This is a genomic window from Bifidobacterium pullorum subsp. gallinarum (assembly GCF_000741215.1).
Taxonomy (GTDB): Bacteria; Actinomycetota; Actinomycetes; order Actinomycetales; family Bifidobacteriaceae; genus Bifidobacterium; species Bifidobacterium pullorum_B.
Genome location: NZ_JGYX01000001.1, coordinates 53,857 through 69,632 on the forward strand (window position 1 = coordinate 53,857; position 15,776 = coordinate 69,632).

Annotated in this window: 14 protein-coding genes and 1 pseudogene; 11 read left to right on the top strand and 4 right to left on the bottom strand. The window is 63.5% G+C overall.

What is annotated here, in order from left to right; all coding sequences use genetic code 11:
• Positions 1-2: 2 nt before the first annotated feature.
• Positions 3-977: a GTPase Era gene (gene era / locus BIGA_RS00235; protein WP_033507439.1), complete on the top strand. Its 975-nt coding sequence runs from the start codon at positions 3-5 to the stop codon at positions 975-977.
• A gap of 157 nt (positions 978-1,134) precedes the next feature.
• Here era and BIGA_RS00240 read toward each other — a convergent pair whose 3' ends face one another.
• Positions 1,135-3,168 (bottom strand): AMP-dependent synthetase/ligase, encoded by a 2,034-nt coding sequence (locus BIGA_RS00240; protein WP_033507438.1) that lies wholly within the window; start codon positions 3,166-3,168, stop codon positions 1,135-1,137.
• Positions 3,169-3,392: 224 nt separating this feature from the next.
• Between BIGA_RS00240 and BIGA_RS00245 the strand changes: the two are divergent.
• From BIGA_RS00245 to BIGA_RS00255, 3 genes and pseudogenes are all read left to right on the top strand, one after another.
• Positions 3,393-4,539 (top strand): annotated as a pseudogene (locus BIGA_RS00245) (NAD(P) transhydrogenase subunit alpha).
• 8 nt (positions 4,540-4,547) lie between these two features.
• Positions 4,548-4,850: an NAD(P) transhydrogenase subunit alpha gene (locus BIGA_RS00250; protein WP_033507434.1), complete on the top strand. Its 303-nt coding sequence runs from the start codon at positions 4,548-4,550 to the stop codon at positions 4,848-4,850.
• Positions 4,850-6,295: an NAD(P)(+) transhydrogenase (Re/Si-specific) subunit beta gene (locus BIGA_RS00255; RefSeq protein ID WP_033507432.1), complete on the top strand. Its 1,446-nt coding sequence runs from the start codon at positions 4,850-4,852 to the stop codon at positions 6,293-6,295. Before BIGA_RS00250 ends, BIGA_RS00255 begins: the two co-directional genes overlap by 1 nt.
• A 180-nt stretch (positions 6,296-6,475) precedes the next feature.
• On the opposite strand, the gene BIGA_RS00260 is transcribed toward BIGA_RS00255, so the two are convergent.
• Complete coding sequence (locus BIGA_RS00260) at positions 6,476-6,931, bottom strand: MerR family transcriptional regulator (RefSeq protein WP_081929283.1); 456 nt, start codon at positions 6,929-6,931, stop codon at positions 6,476-6,478.
• Positions 6,932-7,059: 128 nt separating this feature from the next.
• Between BIGA_RS00260 and BIGA_RS00265 the strand changes: the two genes are divergently transcribed.
• Entirely contained in the window at positions 7,060-7,920 is an 861-nt protein-coding gene (locus BIGA_RS00265; RefSeq protein WP_033507430.1) for an aldo/keto reductase, read from the top strand.
• Between the two features lie 110 nt (positions 7,921-8,030).
• A complete protein-coding gene (locus BIGA_RS00270) occupies positions 8,031-8,672 on the top strand; it encodes a flavodoxin (RefSeq protein ID WP_081929285.1) in 642 nt (213 codons plus the stop codon).
• A gap of 30 nt (positions 8,673-8,702) precedes the next feature.
• On the opposite strand, the gene BIGA_RS00275 is transcribed toward BIGA_RS00270, so the two are convergent.
• Positions 8,703-9,572 carry a LysR family transcriptional regulator gene (locus tag BIGA_RS00275; protein WP_033507428.1) on the bottom strand — a complete coding sequence of 290 codons (870 nt, stop codon included), beginning with the start codon at positions 9,570-9,572 and terminating at the stop codon, positions 8,703-8,705.
• A 215-nt stretch (positions 9,573-9,787) separates the two neighbouring features.
• On the opposite strand from BIGA_RS00275, the gene BIGA_RS00280 reads away from it, so the two are divergent.
• Positions 9,788-10,636, top strand: coding sequence for an aldo/keto reductase (locus tag BIGA_RS00280; protein ID WP_033507426.1), 849 nt, complete (start codon positions 9,788-9,790; stop codon positions 10,634-10,636).
• An 11-nt stretch (positions 10,637-10,647) separates the two neighbouring features.
• Positions 10,648-11,520, top strand: a complete 873-nt coding sequence (locus tag BIGA_RS00285; protein ID WP_033507424.1) for an aldo/keto reductase — start codon at positions 10,648-10,650, stop codon at positions 11,518-11,520.
• A 127-nt stretch (positions 11,521-11,647) separates the two neighbouring features.
• On the opposite strand, the gene BIGA_RS00290 is transcribed toward BIGA_RS00285, so the two are convergent.
• Positions 11,648-12,658 carry an alpha/beta hydrolase gene (locus BIGA_RS00290; protein ID WP_033507422.1) on the bottom strand — a complete coding sequence of 337 codons (1,011 nt, stop codon included), beginning with the start codon at positions 12,656-12,658 and terminating at the stop codon, positions 11,648-11,650.
• A 279-nt stretch (positions 12,659-12,937) separates the two neighbouring features.
• Here BIGA_RS00290 and BIGA_RS00295 point away from each other — a divergent pair, with 279 nt between their 5' ends.
• The 3 genes from BIGA_RS00295 (at position 12,938) to BIGA_RS00305 (ending at position 15,705) form a co-directional block, all read left to right on the top strand.
• Entirely contained in the window at positions 12,938-13,534 is a 597-nt protein-coding gene (locus BIGA_RS00295) for a 50S ribosomal protein L25/general stress protein Ctc (protein WP_033507420.1), read from the top strand.
• 188 nt (positions 13,535-13,722) lie between these two features.
• On the top strand, positions 13,723-14,850 hold the full coding sequence (locus BIGA_RS00300; protein ID WP_033507418.1) for a branched-chain amino acid aminotransferase: 1,128 nt from the start codon (positions 13,723-13,725) through the stop codon (positions 14,848-14,850).
• A gap of 162 nt (positions 14,851-15,012) precedes the next feature.
• Entirely contained in the window at positions 15,013-15,705 is a 693-nt protein-coding gene (locus BIGA_RS00305; protein ID WP_081929287.1) for a trimeric intracellular cation channel family protein, read from the top strand.
• Positions 15,706-15,776 lie beyond the last annotated feature (71 nt).

Sequence of the window (15,776 nt, forward strand, 5' to 3'; positions counted from 1 at the left end):
CAGTGAACGACGCAACTCAGCAGACACAGGACCAGACTGTGTACAGGTCGGGATTCGTGGCCGTGGTAGGCCGTCCGAACGTCGGCAAGTCCACGCTGATCAACGCGTTGATCGGCACGCAGGTGGCCATCGCCTCTTCCCGGCCGGAAACCACGCGTAAGGCCATCCGTGGCATCCTGACCACCGACCATGCGCAGATCGTGCTGGTGGACACCCCGGGCATCCATCGCCCTCGCACGCTGCTCGGCCAGCGGTTGAACGACGTGGTGGACGAATCGTTGGCGGACGTGGACGCCATCGCGTTCCTGCTACCGGCCGACCAGGAGATCGGCCCGGGCGACAAGCGCATCCTGAGCCGGTTGCGCGCCGAGTTCGCCACCAAGCGGGACGACGGGAGCTTCTCCTGGAAGGTGCCGCTGATCGCCATCGTCACCAAGATCGACGAGCTCGACCGTGAGCAGCTGATCGCCAAGCTCATCCAGATCAACGAGTTCGCCGATTTCACCGACATCGTGCCGGTGAGCGCGCTGCAGCATGACAATCTGGCCGAGGTGCGCAACGTGCTGATCGACAATATGCCGGAGGGACCGCAGATGTACCCGGCCGATCAGATCACCGAGGAGCGCCCCGAGGACACGATCGCCGAGCTGGTGCGCGGCGCGTTCCTGGAGGAGCTGGACGACGAGCTGCCGCATTCGCTGGCCGTGGTGGTCGATTCGATCGAATACCCGGAGGACAACGAGACCGGCGAGGCCTATGACGGCAAGGTCGAGGTCATCGTGTCGATCTACGTGGAACGCGATTCGCAGAAGCCGATCATCATCGGCAAGGGCGCCGAGCACCTGGTGCGCGTCAAGAAGAAGCTGCGCACGCCGGTCAACCGCATCGTCGGGCGCAAGGCCAAGCTGGACCTGCATGTCAAGGTGGCCAAGGGCTGGCAGTCCGACCCCAAGCAGCTCGAACGCCTCGGGTTCTGAGCGCCGGCGCGTCCGGCGTTCTCCATTGCGGCGTAAACGCTGCAAACGACGCAAAGATCAACATGTGATGCGCATATGGCATATGACTGTGGGGTGCCGCCGGAGAACTCCGGACGGCACCCCACAGTCATATGCGCCTGGATGATGCGCCGCGGCGCTACTTGCGCTTGGTGTACATCTGCGTGTTGAGCAGCGTGGCGTAGCGCTTGATGACCTTCGGGCGGATGACCTTCATCGAGGCGGTCATCAGGCCGTTCTCCTGCGTGAACTCCTCGGGCAGGATGATGAACTTGCGCACCGATTCGGCGCGGGACACGCCCTCGTTGGCCTGATCGACGTACTTCTGCACCTCGGCGCGGACCACGGCGTTCTCGGCGGCCTCCTCCAGCGTCATGTCACGGTCCAGGCCCTTGGCCTCCAACCATGGACGCAGCGACTCCTCGTCCAAGGTGACCAGCGCGGAGATGAACGGGCGCTTGTCGCCAAGCACCAACGCCTGGGAGACGAATTCGCAGCGTTGGATGACCTCTTCGATCGGGCGCGGGGCCACGTTCTTGCCGCCGGCGGTGATGATCAGGTCCTTCTTGCGGCCGGTGATGTAGAGGAAGCCCTCCTCGTCCAGACGGCCGAGATCACCGGTCATGAACCAGCCGTCCTCGGTGAACGTGTCGGCCGTGGCCTCGGCGTTCTTGTGGTAGCGCGGGAACACGGCCGGACCTTGGATCTGGATCTCGCCCTCCTCGCTGATGCGCACATGGAAGCCGGGGTAGGGGATGCCGACCGAACCGGCCTTGAACGGCGTGCCGATCGGGTTGAACGCGCAGGGAGCGGTGGTTTCGGTCAGACCGTAGCCCTCATAGACCGGAATGTTCGCGCCGCGGAAGAACGCCAGCAGCTCCGGGTCCAGCGGGGCGCCGCCGGCCACGATCCACTGGGCGCGGCCGCCGAGCACCTGACGCAGCTGCGCGTAGATCATCGGGTCGAAGGTGGCGCGGCGGGCGGCGGTCAGGGCCTTGGGCTTGCCGTTGGCGCTGATCTCCTTCATGTAGTTCTGCGCGGTGACCACGCCGGCGGCGAACGCCACGCCCTTGACGCCGTGTCCGGCCTTCTGCGAGGCGGCGTTGTACACCTTCTCCAGCACACGGGGCACCACGATCATGACGGTGGGCTTGGCCTCCTGCAGATCGTTGATCAGCGTGGCGATGCCCTGCGCGATGTAGATGCGCAGGTTGCTGGCGACGACGATGTAGTTGACGGCGCGGGCGAAGGTATGCGCCTGCGGCAGGAACAGCAGCACGGAACCGTTTCTGTTGTTCAGCACGGCCGGCATGAACGACTGCAGCGTCATGGCGGTGGTGCAGTAATGCTCGTGGGTCATCTCCACGCCCTTCGGCGCGGCGGTGGAACCGGAGGTGTACACGATCGAGCACAGATCGGTCTTCTTCACCGAATCGATGCGCGCATCCAGCTCCTCGTCGGAGACCTGGTCCGCGTACGCCTGGATCTCGGCCAGGCCGCCGGTCTCCAGGCACAGGATGCTCTCCAGCGAAGGGCATTCCGCGATTGTGCCGTCGGCCTTGTTGCGCATCTCGACGGTTTCCACGATGAGCAGCCTGGCGTCGGAGTTGTCCACGATGTTGCGGATCTGCTCGGCCGAATCGGTCTCGTAGATCGTGGCCATCACGCCGCCGCACGCCATGATCGCCGCATCGATGACGTCCCACTCATAGGAGGTGCGGCACATGAACGCCACGGTGTCGCCCTTGCGCAGGCCGCGCTGCATCAGGCCCTTGGCGGTGACGCGGATGTCCTCCAGCACCTCGGTGGCCGTCTTGGTCACCCAGGCGTCGCCGGACTTGTATGTGTACAGCGGGTCGTCGCCCATGCGTTCGGCGCGCTGCGCGTACAGGTCGTAGATCGTCATGCCCTCATCCAGCGGGGGGATGCCTTCGGTGTACGCGGTGAGCAGACCGGTCTGCTGGTCGATGTACGTGGTCGTCGGACGGTCCTCACCCCAGGTGTGCGAATGCGGCAGACCGGTGACATCCAGCTGCCCGGCACCGGAGGGGGCGGCATAGTCGGGACCTTCGCCGGAGTCGTCGCTGACCGGGTGGACGAAGTCGCCGCCGAGCTGCAGTGCCTTCTGCGCCAACGAGGTGGCGGTGTTCTTGAATGATGTGATGACAGACACGTAATTCTCCTTATAGCCTGATATGGCCTCTCTCTGTCGAATGATAACCGGTCATCGGCGACACGTCACCTTACGGTAGCGTAGGAACGCCGCCGCTGCGCCATCCATGCGACGCAATCTGCATATTGGGACGGTGCTGTTGTTTTGGTCGGCTCCTTGGTTAGACTGTAAGGCTGTAACATACACCGAATCTTTTCTTCTGATAAGAAAGAGGAAGGGCTCACATGGCTGAAACAGCACAAGCCACCGTGACGTTCGGCGTTCTGAACGAAACGTCGGACCACGAGTCCCGCGTCGCGCTGACGCCGGATATCGTCATGCGGTTGCGCAAGGCGGGCGTCGCCTGCCTGATTGAAAGTGGCGCGGGCATCGCCGCCAACTATGTTGACGAGGATTACACGAAGGCGGGCGCCGAGGTCGTGTCCGCGGATGAGGTGATTTCCCGTTCGGACGCCCTGGGCTTCATCGACCGCCCGGGCGCCGAGTTGATTGCCCGCCTGAAGCCGGGCACCTGGGTCATCGGTATGCTCGGTTCCTTCACCGATGCCGATTACATTGCGTCCCTCGAGCAGGCCGGCCTGATCGGCGTCGGCATCGAGAAGCTGCCGCGTCAGCTCAGCTCCGCGCAGTCGATGGATGAGATGACCTCGCAGAACTCCGTGATGGGCTACAAGGCCGTTCTGGTGGCCGCCAACGCCTACGGTTCGTTCTTCCCGATGATGACCACCGCCGCCGGCACCATTCGACCGGCCAAGGTCCTCATCCTCGGCGCGGGCATCGCCGGACTGCAGGCCATCGGCACCGCCCGCCGTCTGGGCGCGGTCGTCACCGCGTACGATGTGCGTCCGGCCGCCCAGGGCGAGGTCGAGTCGCTGGGCGCCAAGTTCCTGGATCTGGGCCTCGACTTCTCCAAGGGCCAGGGCGAAGGCGGCTACGCCCGCCAGCTCACCCCGGAGGAGCAGGCCGCGCAGCAGGCCGCCGTCGACGAGAAGGCCGCCGGGTTCGACGTCATCATCACCACCGCCAAGGTGCCGGGCCGCAAGCCTCCGATGCTGCTGACCAAGGCCGGCGTGGACGGTCTCAAGCGCGGGGCCGTGATCGTCGACTGCGCCGCCAGTGAGCTGGGCGGCAATGTCGAGGGCTCCACCGTCGGCACCCAGGTGACCGAAGGCGGCGTGACCATCATCGGCGCCCCGTACCTGGCCAGCGAGGTGACGAACACCGCGTCCAACCTGCTGGCGCGCAACGTCGCCGACGTGCTCGCCCACTTCGTACGCGACGGCAAGCTGAGCGATGGATCTGAACGAGGAGCTCGACAACGCCCTCGTCGTCGCCGGCCGCGCCGAAGCCCCGGCCGCGGAAGGAAAGTGAGAAGAGACATGGATATCGTCGTAGCAATCACCCTGTTCATCCTCGCGCTGCTCATCGGCGTCGAGGTCATCGGCAAGGTTCCCGCGACCCTGCACACCCCGCTGATGTCGGGCGCGAACTCCATCCACGGCATCGTCATCGTCGGCGTGGTCATCGTGGCCGCGCACGCCACCTCGCCGCTGGCCTGGGTGTTCATCTTCCTGGCCGCCGTGCTGGGCACGATGAACGTCGTCGGCGGTTATGTGGTCACCGACCGCATGCTGGAGATGTTCAAGTCCGACAAGTCGAAGAAGAAGGGGGAGGACAAGTAATGGGTACCCTCGCGCAAACCCTGAGCACGCCGCTGGGCGTGGTCGAATGGTTCGTCTATCTGATCTCCGCCGTGATCTTCGTGATCGGCCTGCACCTGATGAACTCGCCGAAGACCGCCCGCAAGGGCAACCTGATCTCCGCCGCGGGCATGATCCTGGCCTGCGCGATGGCGTTCATCGTGCTGTTCGTCAATGAGATCTCCAACGGCTTCCAGCACGGCGTGGCCGTGGCGCTGCTGATCGTCGGCATCATCATCGGCGCCGTGGCCGGCGTGGTCTCGGCCAAGAAGGTCAAGATGACCGACATGCCGCAGCTGGTCTCCATCTTCAACACCGTGGGTGGCGGTGCGGCCGCGCTCGTGGCGCTCAACGACATCCTGACCTCTGAGGGGCTGCCGACCATCGTGGTGCTGATCACCGCCGGTCTGGGCATCCTGATCGGTTCGGTCACCTTCTCCGGCTCGCTGGTGGCCGCCGGCAAGCTGCAGGGCCTGAAGTTCATGCGTAAGCTGGCCATCCCGGCCAAGGGCGTGGTCAGCGTGGTCTGCATCGTGCTGATGCTCGCCTCGTTCGTCATGCTGTGCGTCATGCCCGAGCAGCGCCTGCTGTTCAGCATCCTGACCACCGTGTTCGCGCTGATCTACGGTCTGGTGTTCGTCATCCCGATCGGCGGCGCCGACATGCCCGTGGTCATCTCCGTGCTCAATGCCTGCACCGGCACCGCCGTGGCCATGAGCGGCCTGGCGATCAACAACATCGCCCTGATCGTGGCCGGCGCCCTCGTCGGCTCCGCCGGCGTGACCCTGTCCATCGACATGTCCAAGGCCATGAACCGCCCGCTGATGAGCGTGCTCGCCGGCGGTTTCGGCGGCGGCTCCTCCGCCGCCGGCTCGGCCGAGGGCCCGGAGGGCACGATGAAGGAGACCACCGCGGACGACGTTGCCGTGCAGCTCGTGTACGCGGAGAAGGTCATCTTCGTCCCCGGTTTCGGTCTGGCCCAGGCTCAGGCCCAGCGTGAGCTCGCCGATCTGGGCGAGCTGCTCAAGGGCCATGGCGTCGAGGTCTCGTACGCCATCCATCCGGTGGCCGGCCGTATGCCGGGCCATATGAACGTGCTGCTCGCCGAGGCCAACGTGCCGTACGAGGAGCTCATCGATCTGGATGACATCAACCCGCAGTTCCCGCAGGCCAATGTGGCGCTGGTCGTCGGCGCGAACGACGTGACCAACCCCGCCGCCCGCAAGCCCGGCACCGCCGTCTCCGGCATGCCGATCCTGGATGTGGACATGGCCCAGAACGTGGTGGTCATGAAGCGCGGCCGCGGCCGCGGCTACGCCGGCATCGAGAACGAGCTGTACTTCAAGGACAACACGCAGATGCTGTTTGGCGACGCGAAGGCCGGCCTGCAGGCCGTCATCGCCGCCGTCAAGGAGCTCATCAACTGACCGTGAGGTTTAGGCGTCGGTAAGCGTATGGGGGCATCCCTTCGGGGATGCCCCCATTGTCATATCCGGCAACGTATCCGCATTGGCGGCATTACATGGCCGGACAGCCGAGGGACGAGCGGCACGCTCATGCTAGGGCATGCTGCACGTTCGCATATCGATTGCGGCTGTCGGTCATCTTCATCCGTCGGCTTTGATATGGAATGTGGCCGCAAGACACTCCGGAACCTCGCTCGTCGGCGTGTCCGTATCGATCAGATTGCTGAAGTAGCGGGTGCGCCCGGACAGGACGTCGCCGTAGAAGGTCTGCTTGGCATCGATATAGTCGATGCTGTGTTGGATTTCCTCCATCCGTTGCATGAGGATGCGTCGTTTCTCCGCAAGAATGCGCTGGCGTTCGGGAACCGTCGTTTCGCCTTCCAGACAGAGCTCCATGTACTTCCGCATCTCATCGATTCCCATGCCGCAGGCGCGCAGGCAGTTGAGACTGTTGATCCACGCAATGTTGCGGTCGTCGAAGATCCGCCGGTTGCGCTCGTCTCTGCGCAGATTGGGCACCAGACCCGATCGACAGTAGAACTTCAATGTCTCGTAGCTCATACCGACCAGAGCGCAGGTTTCCTTCATCGTGTACATGATGCCTCCTCGCCGACCTGTTCGCCGTAAGTGGAACGGGTGATCCCGGGATTTGACCGGTAGCGGCTACCGGTTTCTACCATCAAGGATAACCGCTCGCTGGAGCGTGCGGTCAGAAAGGTTGCAATATGGAATACGTAACGTTGCGCAATGGCGTGATCATGCCGAAGTTGGGTTTCGGCGTCTTCCAGGTGTCCGGTGACGAAACGGCGCGATGTGTATCAGATGCCGTCGAAGTCGGGTACCGTCATATTGACACAGCGCAGTCCTATATGAACGAATCCGAGGTCGGCCAGGGTATTCGCGATAGTGGCATCGATCGCAGCGAACTGTTCATCACCACCAAGGTATGGATTGAGCATTACGGATACGTCGAGGCGCGCGAATCGGTTGAGCGTTCTTTACGGAGGTTGGGACTGGATTATCTGGATTTGGTCCTGCTGCATCAGCCATTCGCCGATGTATACGGTTCGTGGCACGCACTCGAAGAACTCTACAAGGAAGGCAAGGTCCGCGCCATCGGCGTGAGCAATTTCAGCCCAGTACGTCTGGCCGATTTGGCTGCATTCAACGAGATCGCACCGATGATCAACCAGGTGGAGACCAATCCGTTCCATCAGCAGATCGCCGCACACGAGCATATGGTGGCCCGACACGTCCAGCATGAGGCATGGGCGCCGTTCGGTGAGGGGCGCAGCGGCATGTTCACCAACCCCGTGTTGTCTCAGATCGCTGAAGATCACGGCAAGTCTGTGGCACAGGTGGTGCTGCGCTGGCTGATGCAGCGCGACGTGGTGGCGCTCGCCAAGTCCACGCATAAGGAACGCATGGCCGAGAACCTGGACATCTTCGATTTCATGCTCACCGACGCGGAGATGCAGGGCATCGCCACGCTTGACACGTCCGCCAGCCTGTTCTTCGATCATGATGATCCGCGCACCGTGGACATGTTCGTCCAAATGGTGGCGGACCGTCATGGCAAGGCGTGACCGCTGATGTTTCGGGTGGTTCGGCCGATCGCCGTTGGCCGGGCGGAGCCCGATAGGCGCATCAGATCAGGCGATGAGAGATCACTACGACATCGAATGGAGAACGAAAGATGAATATCACACGTACATGGCGCTCTTGGGCGGCACTGGGTTCAAGCATCGCGATCACCTTCGCCATGTCCGCATGCGGCGGCACCTCGGGCAATGAACCGAATGCGGAACCTCAACGGACAGCTCAATCCCGGCAGGACGGCGGAACCGCGGCTTCCGGCAACGTGCTGGTCGCCTATTTCTCGGCATCGGGAAACACCGAGCGTGTCGCGCAATACATCGCCGAGGCCACCGGCGGCGACCTGTTCCACCTCGAACCCGCCGATCCCTACACCGACGAGGATCTCGATTGGACCGATGCATCGAGCCGCGTCAACGCCGAGCATGAGGACGAATCGCTGCGCGACATCGAACTGGTATCCGCCAGCGTCGACAATTGGGATGACTATGACGTCGTGTTCATCGGATATCCGATCTGGTGGGGCATCGCCGCATGGCCGGTCAACGCCTTCGTGACGGCCAATGATTTCACAGGCAAGACGGTGATCCCGTTTTGCACGTCCTCCAGCTCGAGCATCGGCGATAGCGGCGCCTTGCTCGCCGATATGGCCGGCACCGGCGACTGGCTTGGGGGAGAGCGGTTCCCTTCAGGAGCCGACGAATCCGCAGTCGGCGATTGGGTTGCCGAACTCGGCCTGTGACCGAATCCGGCAACCGACTGGAGCTGAAGGTCATTCGTCCCGGTCTTGACGGCATCGGAATCGCACCCAATCGAAGATGCGGGTGGCCCGTTCGTCGCCGTCCGTTCGTGCCAACAGGCGGAACGAGGCATGGGCGTCGTCGTCGCTGATCGGCAGCACCACATGGCCCGTGTGCATCTCGTCCAGGTCGTTCTGCGGCGCGTCGGTGGTGAAGAAGATCGTCGAAGAGTTGCGGAGCATCTGGATGAACACCTGGCGGTCCTCCTGCACGATGAACCGGGAATGCGGCAGATGCCGGTCGCAGATGCCGCGCCAGAATCCGATGTCGTTGAAGAGCTGGAAGGTCTCGCCATCCAGATCATGAAACGTCACGCTGGATGCGTTCGCCAGCGGGTGGTGTTCCGAAAGCACGACGAACAGGTTCTCATCCATCAGATGGCAGGAACGGAACGCGGGGAACCGCAGATCCTCCAGACAGATGGCCAGGCCGATCGAGCCGGTGAACAGCCGGCGTTCGATCTGCGGCTGGTCAATCGTCTCCGACGAGATCATCACCCCGGGGAACCGTTCGGCGATCAGCGATGCCAGATGCCAGAGCGGGGCGGGCGCAATCGTGCCGATGCGCAGCACGTTCGCCTCGTGGGACAATCGGTCCAACGCCTCACGCATCAACCGTTCGTCACGCAGCATCGGACGGATGTATTCCAACGCCAGCCGGCCTGCCTCGTTGAGCTCCACATGACGCCCCTCGCGCGACAGGAGCTGGTGCCCCAGCTCCTGTTCGAGGCGTTGCAGCGAACGGCTGAGCGTGGGCTGCGGCATGCGCAGCTCGTCCGCGGCGGCGCTGATTGTGCCGTAGGTGGCGACGGCGTCGAACTGACGCAGCTGACCAAGATCCATCACATGCCTCCCTCGACGATGGGCGCATCATCGTTCGGTCGTCGGCTGATACACGGGACGTATGCATGTCATGCATACGTCGCCGGACATGTTGCATTATACCCTCCGGCGCGATTGCCCGATACTGGGAAAGTCCGGATCGCGCCGGGCCTTACGTCTGCCGACATGGGATCGGCCGAGTCCGCCGCAGTCCGCATGATGCGAAAGGAGCTACAATGATCGACTACACCATGAATGACGGGCATACCATTCCCGCCGTCGGTTACGGCGTGTTCCTGATGAGCCCGGCCGAGGTCGAGGCGCATCTGCCGGAGGCCATCGAAGCCGGCTATCGTCATATCGACACGGCCAACGCCTACTTCAACGAGAAGGCCGTCGGCCGCGTCGTCAAGCGCAGCGGCATCGACCGCAGCGAATTCTTCATCACCTCCAAGCTGTTCCCGCAGGATTACGGGCACGAGGACTGCGGCAAGGCCATCGACGCCACATTGCGCCGCCTGGACACCGACTATCTGGATCTGCTGCTCCTGCACCAGCCCTACGGCAGGTACACGGAAGCGTGGAAGACGATGGAGGATGCCGTGGCTGCGGGCAAGGTGCGTTCGATCGGCATGTCGAACTTCAGCCAGGCCAAGGCGCAGGAGGTGCTCGACATGGCTTCGATCACGCCGGCGGTGATGCAGGTCGAGATGCACCCGTATTGGAACCAGCATGGGATGAAGGCCTTCTTCAAGGACCGCAACGTGACGCTCGAGGCCTGGTATCCGCTTGGCCACGGCGATGCCAAACTGATGGCCGAACCGGTTTTCGCCGAGTTGGCGGAGAAGTACGGCAAGAGCCCGGCTCAGATCATCCTGCGCTGGCACCTGGAGGAAGGCAACGTCGTTTTCCCGAAAACGCTCAATCCCGCCCATATGGCCGCCAACATCGACATCTTCGATTTTGCGCTGGCTGCCGACGAGGTCGCCAGGATCAACTCCCTGCCGCAGAAGGCCTACTACACCGTGCCGGACGAACCCCCGGCGTTCGTGCTGCAGCACAACGACTGGGATGCTCAGGAGTGAGGGACATAACGATGGAATATCGCGAACTGTCGAACGGCGCGAGGATGCCGGTCATCGGATACGGCGTCTTCCAGATTCCCCCGGAGCGGACCGAACGGTGCGTGCGCGACGCGCTCGAGGTCGGCTACCGGCTGATCGATACCGCCCAGGCCTACGGCAACGAAGCGGGCGTCGGCAAGGCGATCCGCGAAAGCGGGATCGACCGGGGCGAGGTCTTCGTCACCAGCAAGGTATGGGTCTCGAACATGAACTATGAGCGAGCCAAGGCCTCAATCGACGCCTCGCTGGAGACAATGGGCCTGGACCATATCGATCTGATGCTGCTGCATCAGGCCTACGGCGACTACCACGGCGCCTGGCGGGCGCTGGAGGAGGCGTACCACGATGGCAAACTGCGCGCCATCGGCGTCTCGAACTTCTACCCGGTTCGACTCATGGATATGTGTGCCTTCGCGGAAATCCCGCCGATGGTCAATCAGGTGGAGACCCATGTGTTCTGCCAGCAGGTCGAAGCGCATGAGAACATGAACCGACTCGGCGTGGTCCACGAGGCCTGGGGGCCGTTCGCCGAAGGCCGCAACGGAGTGTTCGTCAGCCCCGTGCTGACCGGTATCGGCGAGAAGCACGGCAAATCCACCGCTCAGGTCATGCTGCGCTGGATGATGGACCGTGGCATCGTGCCGCTGCCGAAGTCCACGCATCGCGAGCGCATGACCGAGAATCTGGATGTGTTCGATTTCACGTTGGATGACGCGGATCGCTCCGCCATCGCTGCGATGGACGGTGGTCATCCGATTATTTGGGACCATGGCAGCGTCAAGGTAGGCATGGGCCTGTTCGATCTGATCGCCAACGTCCAGTTGCAGGGCTCCAAGCTGTACTGATTCGCTCCGGTGTCCCGCTGAATGCGCGGTTTCCGATTCGGACATATGCGAATCGGAAACCGAGTTCTTCGGGCGTCAAGGTTGCGATAGCAACGTAAGAATCAGAGGCTTCGGACAAATGTGATGCTTACAGCCCGAAGGTGCGGGTCACGAAATTGCTGACGCGGCGCCAGTAGCGTTCCGGATCCGTGGATGCGGCCATCGTATGCCCGGCCCCGGGGATCATCATCTTCTGACGGTCGATGCTGGCGCAGGCGTCGAAGTTCCTCTCCAGCGAGGCGGGGGAGACGAAGTCGTCGGCGCCGCCGTGGATGAACAGCATCGGGATTGTCGTATGGTGCAGCTGTCGTACGCACGATGCCTCACGGAACCCGTAGCCCGCGCGATGCCGGCAGATCAGGCTCATCGTGGCCACGAGCGGACGCGCGGCCCAGCGCGGCAGATGGTACAGCGAGCGGGCGTTGAACATGAACTGGTCCCACACGGAGGTAAAGCCGCTGTCCTCGATGGCGGACACCACGTTGCGCGGCAGCGAGGCCTCGCCGGCCGCCATCATCACCGCCGCGCCGCCCATCGAATTGCCGTGCAGCAGGATGCGTGCCTGCGGATCCGCCGCCGTGATCACGCCGATCCAGTCCATCAGGTCCACACGTTCCATCCACCCCATGCCGATGTAGCGCCCCTGGCTCAGCTCGTGCCCGCGCGAGGCGGGCACCAGCACCGTGAATCCCATCCGGGCATACCGGTGCGCGTACTTGGCCATCTCTGTCGGGTCGCCGCTGTATCCGTGGCAGCAGATCGCGTACAGGTGCGGAGTGGGGCTCACGCAATCGGGGTCGACGAGCCAGCCGTGCAGCTTGAACCCGTCGCGGCTCATCATCGAGATCGGCTGCTTGGACTCCTCGAACCAGTCGGCCGCCTCCTCCTGCTCCGCCATGTCGGCCGCAGGCGTCTCCGGTTGCGGATCCTCCAGCTCGCCGTCCTGCAGGCGGCGCATCATCGACCGCCGGGCCTGGGTGTCCAGGGCGAACGAGAAGAGGAGATTCGCCGTGGCGTATAGTGCGCCGACCGTGGCCGCGGCGGTGACGCCGGCTCCGATCAGAACCTTCTTCGTCAGCGTTGATGTTGTCTGCGTCATTGCAACCTCTTCCATGGACGGCCTTCTGTTGTTCAGTCTAGCGCCCGGTACACGGGTACGACGACCGCAACACGGCGGGCGTGCGATGCAGCCGGCGCGTGGGGCGCTGTCCGGGGTGTGCGTATACTTGATGACTGTTGCTTTGGCGAGGGAAACCGCCGTGGGTGGTTTCCGTAATCGACTCGGCGCATTCAGCCCCTCCTGCGGGGTCGTTCTGCGGCGCGTCGTGGCGTCAAAAGACAGAACGACAAGTGACATGCAACCCAAAGGAGGCCAGCAATGGCTAGCAACATGATCGTCCTCGAGGGCGAAGTTCGTGATGAGTTCGGCAAGGGCGCCGCGCGTCGTATGCGCGTGGCCAAGCAGATCCCGGCGACCATCTACGCCGGCGGTGCCGACCCGGTGTTCGTCAAGCTCCCGATGAAGGAGACCACGCTCGCCCTGCGTCACACCAACGCCCTGTTCACCATCAAGTTCGGCGACGAGCAGAAGATGGCCGTGGTCAAGGACGTGCAGCGCAACCCGGTCAAGCGCATCGTCGAGCACGTGGACTTCTATGAGGTCCGCGCCGGCGAGAAGATCGACGTCGAGGTGCCGGTGTTCGTCGAGGGCGAGCCGAAGGGCGCCGCCGTGGCGTTCGTGGACATCCAGGAGCTCAAGGTCCGCGCCGATGTGGCCAACCTGCCGGAGCGCATCGTGGTGAACGTGGACGGCATGACCGACGGCACCAAGGTGTTCGCCAAGGACGTCGTGCTGCCGGAGGGCGTCGAGCTCGACGTCGAGGATCCGGAGGAGTCCGTGGTCACCGTTGAGGTGCCGGAGGACGTTTCCACCGAGGAGGCCCCGGAGGCCCCGGAGGCCCCGGAGGCTGAGTGAGCGTAGCGCCATCCAGATGTAACCGATGAAAGGAACCCGCCTGTTGAGCGGGTTCCTTTCATATTGTGGTCGCCGTCCCGCATCCCGACATCGGGATGTGAGAGAGTACCAATCATGAAGCCCGGGCCACAAGCGCGGGAGCATTACCACTGAGCGCCGTCGCAAGGGCGGCAGGAAAGAAGTTGAGAATGACCGAACAGAACCATCACGATCCCGCGGCGCTGGACAAGCTCGCCGAACCGTTCACCGTGCTGCCGAACGACAACCCGGCCTCGGACGCCAAGCGGCAGGAACTCATCGACAAGCCGGCATTCGGACAGATTTTCTCCGACAACATGGCCCACATCTCCTGGACCAAGGGCGAGGGGTGGAACGACCGCCGCATCGAGCCGTATGCGCCGCTCAAGCTCGATCCGGGCGCTTCGGTGCTGCACTATGCGCAGGAGATCTTCGAGGGCCTGAAGGCCTACAAGCACGCCGACGGCTCGATTTGGATGTTCCGCCCGGATGCGAACGCCGAACGCTTCCAGAACTCGGCCAAGCGTCTGTACCTGCCGGAGCTGCCGGTCGACGATTTCATCGGCTCGTGCGCCGCGCTGGTCAAGCGCGATGCGGCCTGGGTGCCCTCCCGCCGCGAATACACGCTCTACCTGCGTCCGTTCATGTTCGCGTCCGAGCCGTTCCTGGGCGTGCGCGCCGCGCAGGAGGTCGACTACTGCGTGATCGCCAGCCCGTCCGGCCCGTACTTCCAGGGCGAGAGCCGCCCGGTGAGCATCTGGGTGGAGGACAAGTGGTTCCGCACCGGTCCCGGCGGCACCGGCTTCGCCAAGTGCGGCGGCAACTACGCCGCCTCGCTGATCGGCGAGTACAAGGGCATCGAGAACGGCTGCGAGCAGGTGTGCTTCGTGGACGCCGCCACCAAGACCTATCTGGAGGAGCTGGGCGGCATGAACATGATGATCGTCCACAAGGACGGCCACATCGAGACGCCGAGCCTGACCGGCAACATCCTGCCGGGCGTGACCCGCCGCTCGCTCATCCAGCTGGCGCAGGACAAGGGCCATGACGTGGTGGAGACGATGATCAAGCTCGACGACCTGCTGGAGGACATCAAGTCCGGCGAGGTCACCGAGGTGTTCGCCTGCGGCACCGCCGCCATCATCGCACCGATCGGCCGCTTCAAGTCCGAGAAGTTCGACGTGACCGTGGCCGGCGGCGAACCCGGCGAGCTGACGATGGACCTGCGCAACACGCTGCTCGGCATCCAGCTCGGCGAGATCGAGGATCCGCACAACTGGATGTGGAAGGTCTGCTGACCCGCACCCGAAACCGACACGATGCGCCCCGGCCTATCAACGGCTGGGGCGCATCGTGCGTCTGCGCGCCGCCGCGCAACACGCCGCCACATCCCGTGCGGGAACTGGGTAAGCTCGGTACGGAGCATGGTGCCTGTTTGGGAGAGGATCGGAAGGACGACGATGCAGGGAACGCAGGTGGCGCTGGAGAGCAATACGTTCTTTCTGATCATCGAGTACATCGCCATCCTCTGCTGCGGCATGGTCGGGGGACTGTCCGCCATCCGCAAGGGGTATGATCTGTTCGCCATCCTCATCACCGCATGGCTGACCGCGTTGGGTGGAGGCATCATCCGTGACGTGATGCTCGGCGCCGTCCCTCCCGTCGGCATCTCCGACCGCGGTTTCGTGTTCACCGCGCTGGCATCCGGGGTTCTGGTGGCCGTGATCCACCCCGAGGTCGACAAGCTCAAATGGTCGATGACCGCTTTTGATGCGATCGCGGTCGGCATGTTCGCCGTCAACGGCACCGAGAAGGCCATGCTGTACGGCACGTCGGGCATGACCGCGGTGTTCATGGGCATGTTCACCGCGCTGGCCGGCGGGCTGATCCGAGACATGCTCATCAACGAGGTGCCCGTGGTCATCCGCGACAAGCACTGGTACGCCGTGCCCTCGGCGGTGGGATGCGTGGCCACGGTGTTCGTCTGCAAGGGTGTGCAGGCGGGCGTCATCAACCAGACCGCCGAGATCGTCATCGACGTGTGCGTCGTCGTTTTGGTGGTGGCGATGCGGCTGCTGTCCGTGAAATTCAATCTGATGCTGCCGGGTGCGGTGGAACGGCACCACACGTATCTGCCCGGCGGCAGACGCTGATCACGCGTCTCGACGGTGTGTTGCGAATGCGGGATCCGATGGCCGATACAAGAAAGTCCCGCACCTCTTGC

Coding starts and splice junctions, on each gene's coding strand:
- BIGA_RS00300 (WP_033507418.1), top strand. CDS start 13,723: ATGACCGAACAGAACCATCACGATCCCGCGGCGCTGGACAAGCTCGCC.
- BIGA_RS00295 (WP_033507420.1), top strand. CDS start 12,938: ATGGCTAGCAACATGATCGTCCTCGAGGGCGAAGTTCGTGATGAGTTC.
- BIGA_RS00250 (WP_033507434.1), top strand. CDS start 4,548: ATGGATATCGTCGTAGCAATCACCCTGTTCATCCTCGCGCTGCTCATC.
- BIGA_RS00265 (WP_033507430.1), top strand. CDS start 7,060: ATGGAATACGTAACGTTGCGCAATGGCGTGATCATGCCGAAGTTGGGT.
- BIGA_RS00270 (WP_081929285.1), top strand. CDS start 8,031: ATGAATATCACACGTACATGGCGCTCTTGGGCGGCACTGGGTTCAAGC.
- BIGA_RS00285 (WP_033507424.1), top strand. CDS start 10,648: ATGGAATATCGCGAACTGTCGAACGGCGCGAGGATGCCGGTCATCGGA.
- BIGA_RS00275 (WP_033507428.1), bottom strand. CDS start 9,572: ATGGATCTTGGTCAGCTGCGTCAGTTCGACGCCGTCGCCACCTACGGC.
- BIGA_RS00305 (WP_081929287.1), top strand. CDS start 15,013: ATGCAGGGAACGCAGGTGGCGCTGGAGAGCAATACGTTCTTTCTGATC.
- BIGA_RS00255 (WP_033507432.1), top strand. CDS start 4,850: ATGGGTACCCTCGCGCAAACCCTGAGCACGCCGCTGGGCGTGGTCGAA.
- BIGA_RS00290 (WP_033507422.1), bottom strand. CDS start 12,658: ATGACGCAGACAACATCAACGCTGACGAAGAAGGTTCTGATCGGAGCC.
- BIGA_RS00260 (WP_081929283.1), bottom strand. CDS start 6,931: ATGTACACGATGAAGGAAACCTGCGCTCTGGTCGGTATGAGCTACGAG.
- BIGA_RS00280 (WP_033507426.1), top strand. CDS start 9,788: ATGATCGACTACACCATGAATGACGGGCATACCATTCCCGCCGTCGGT.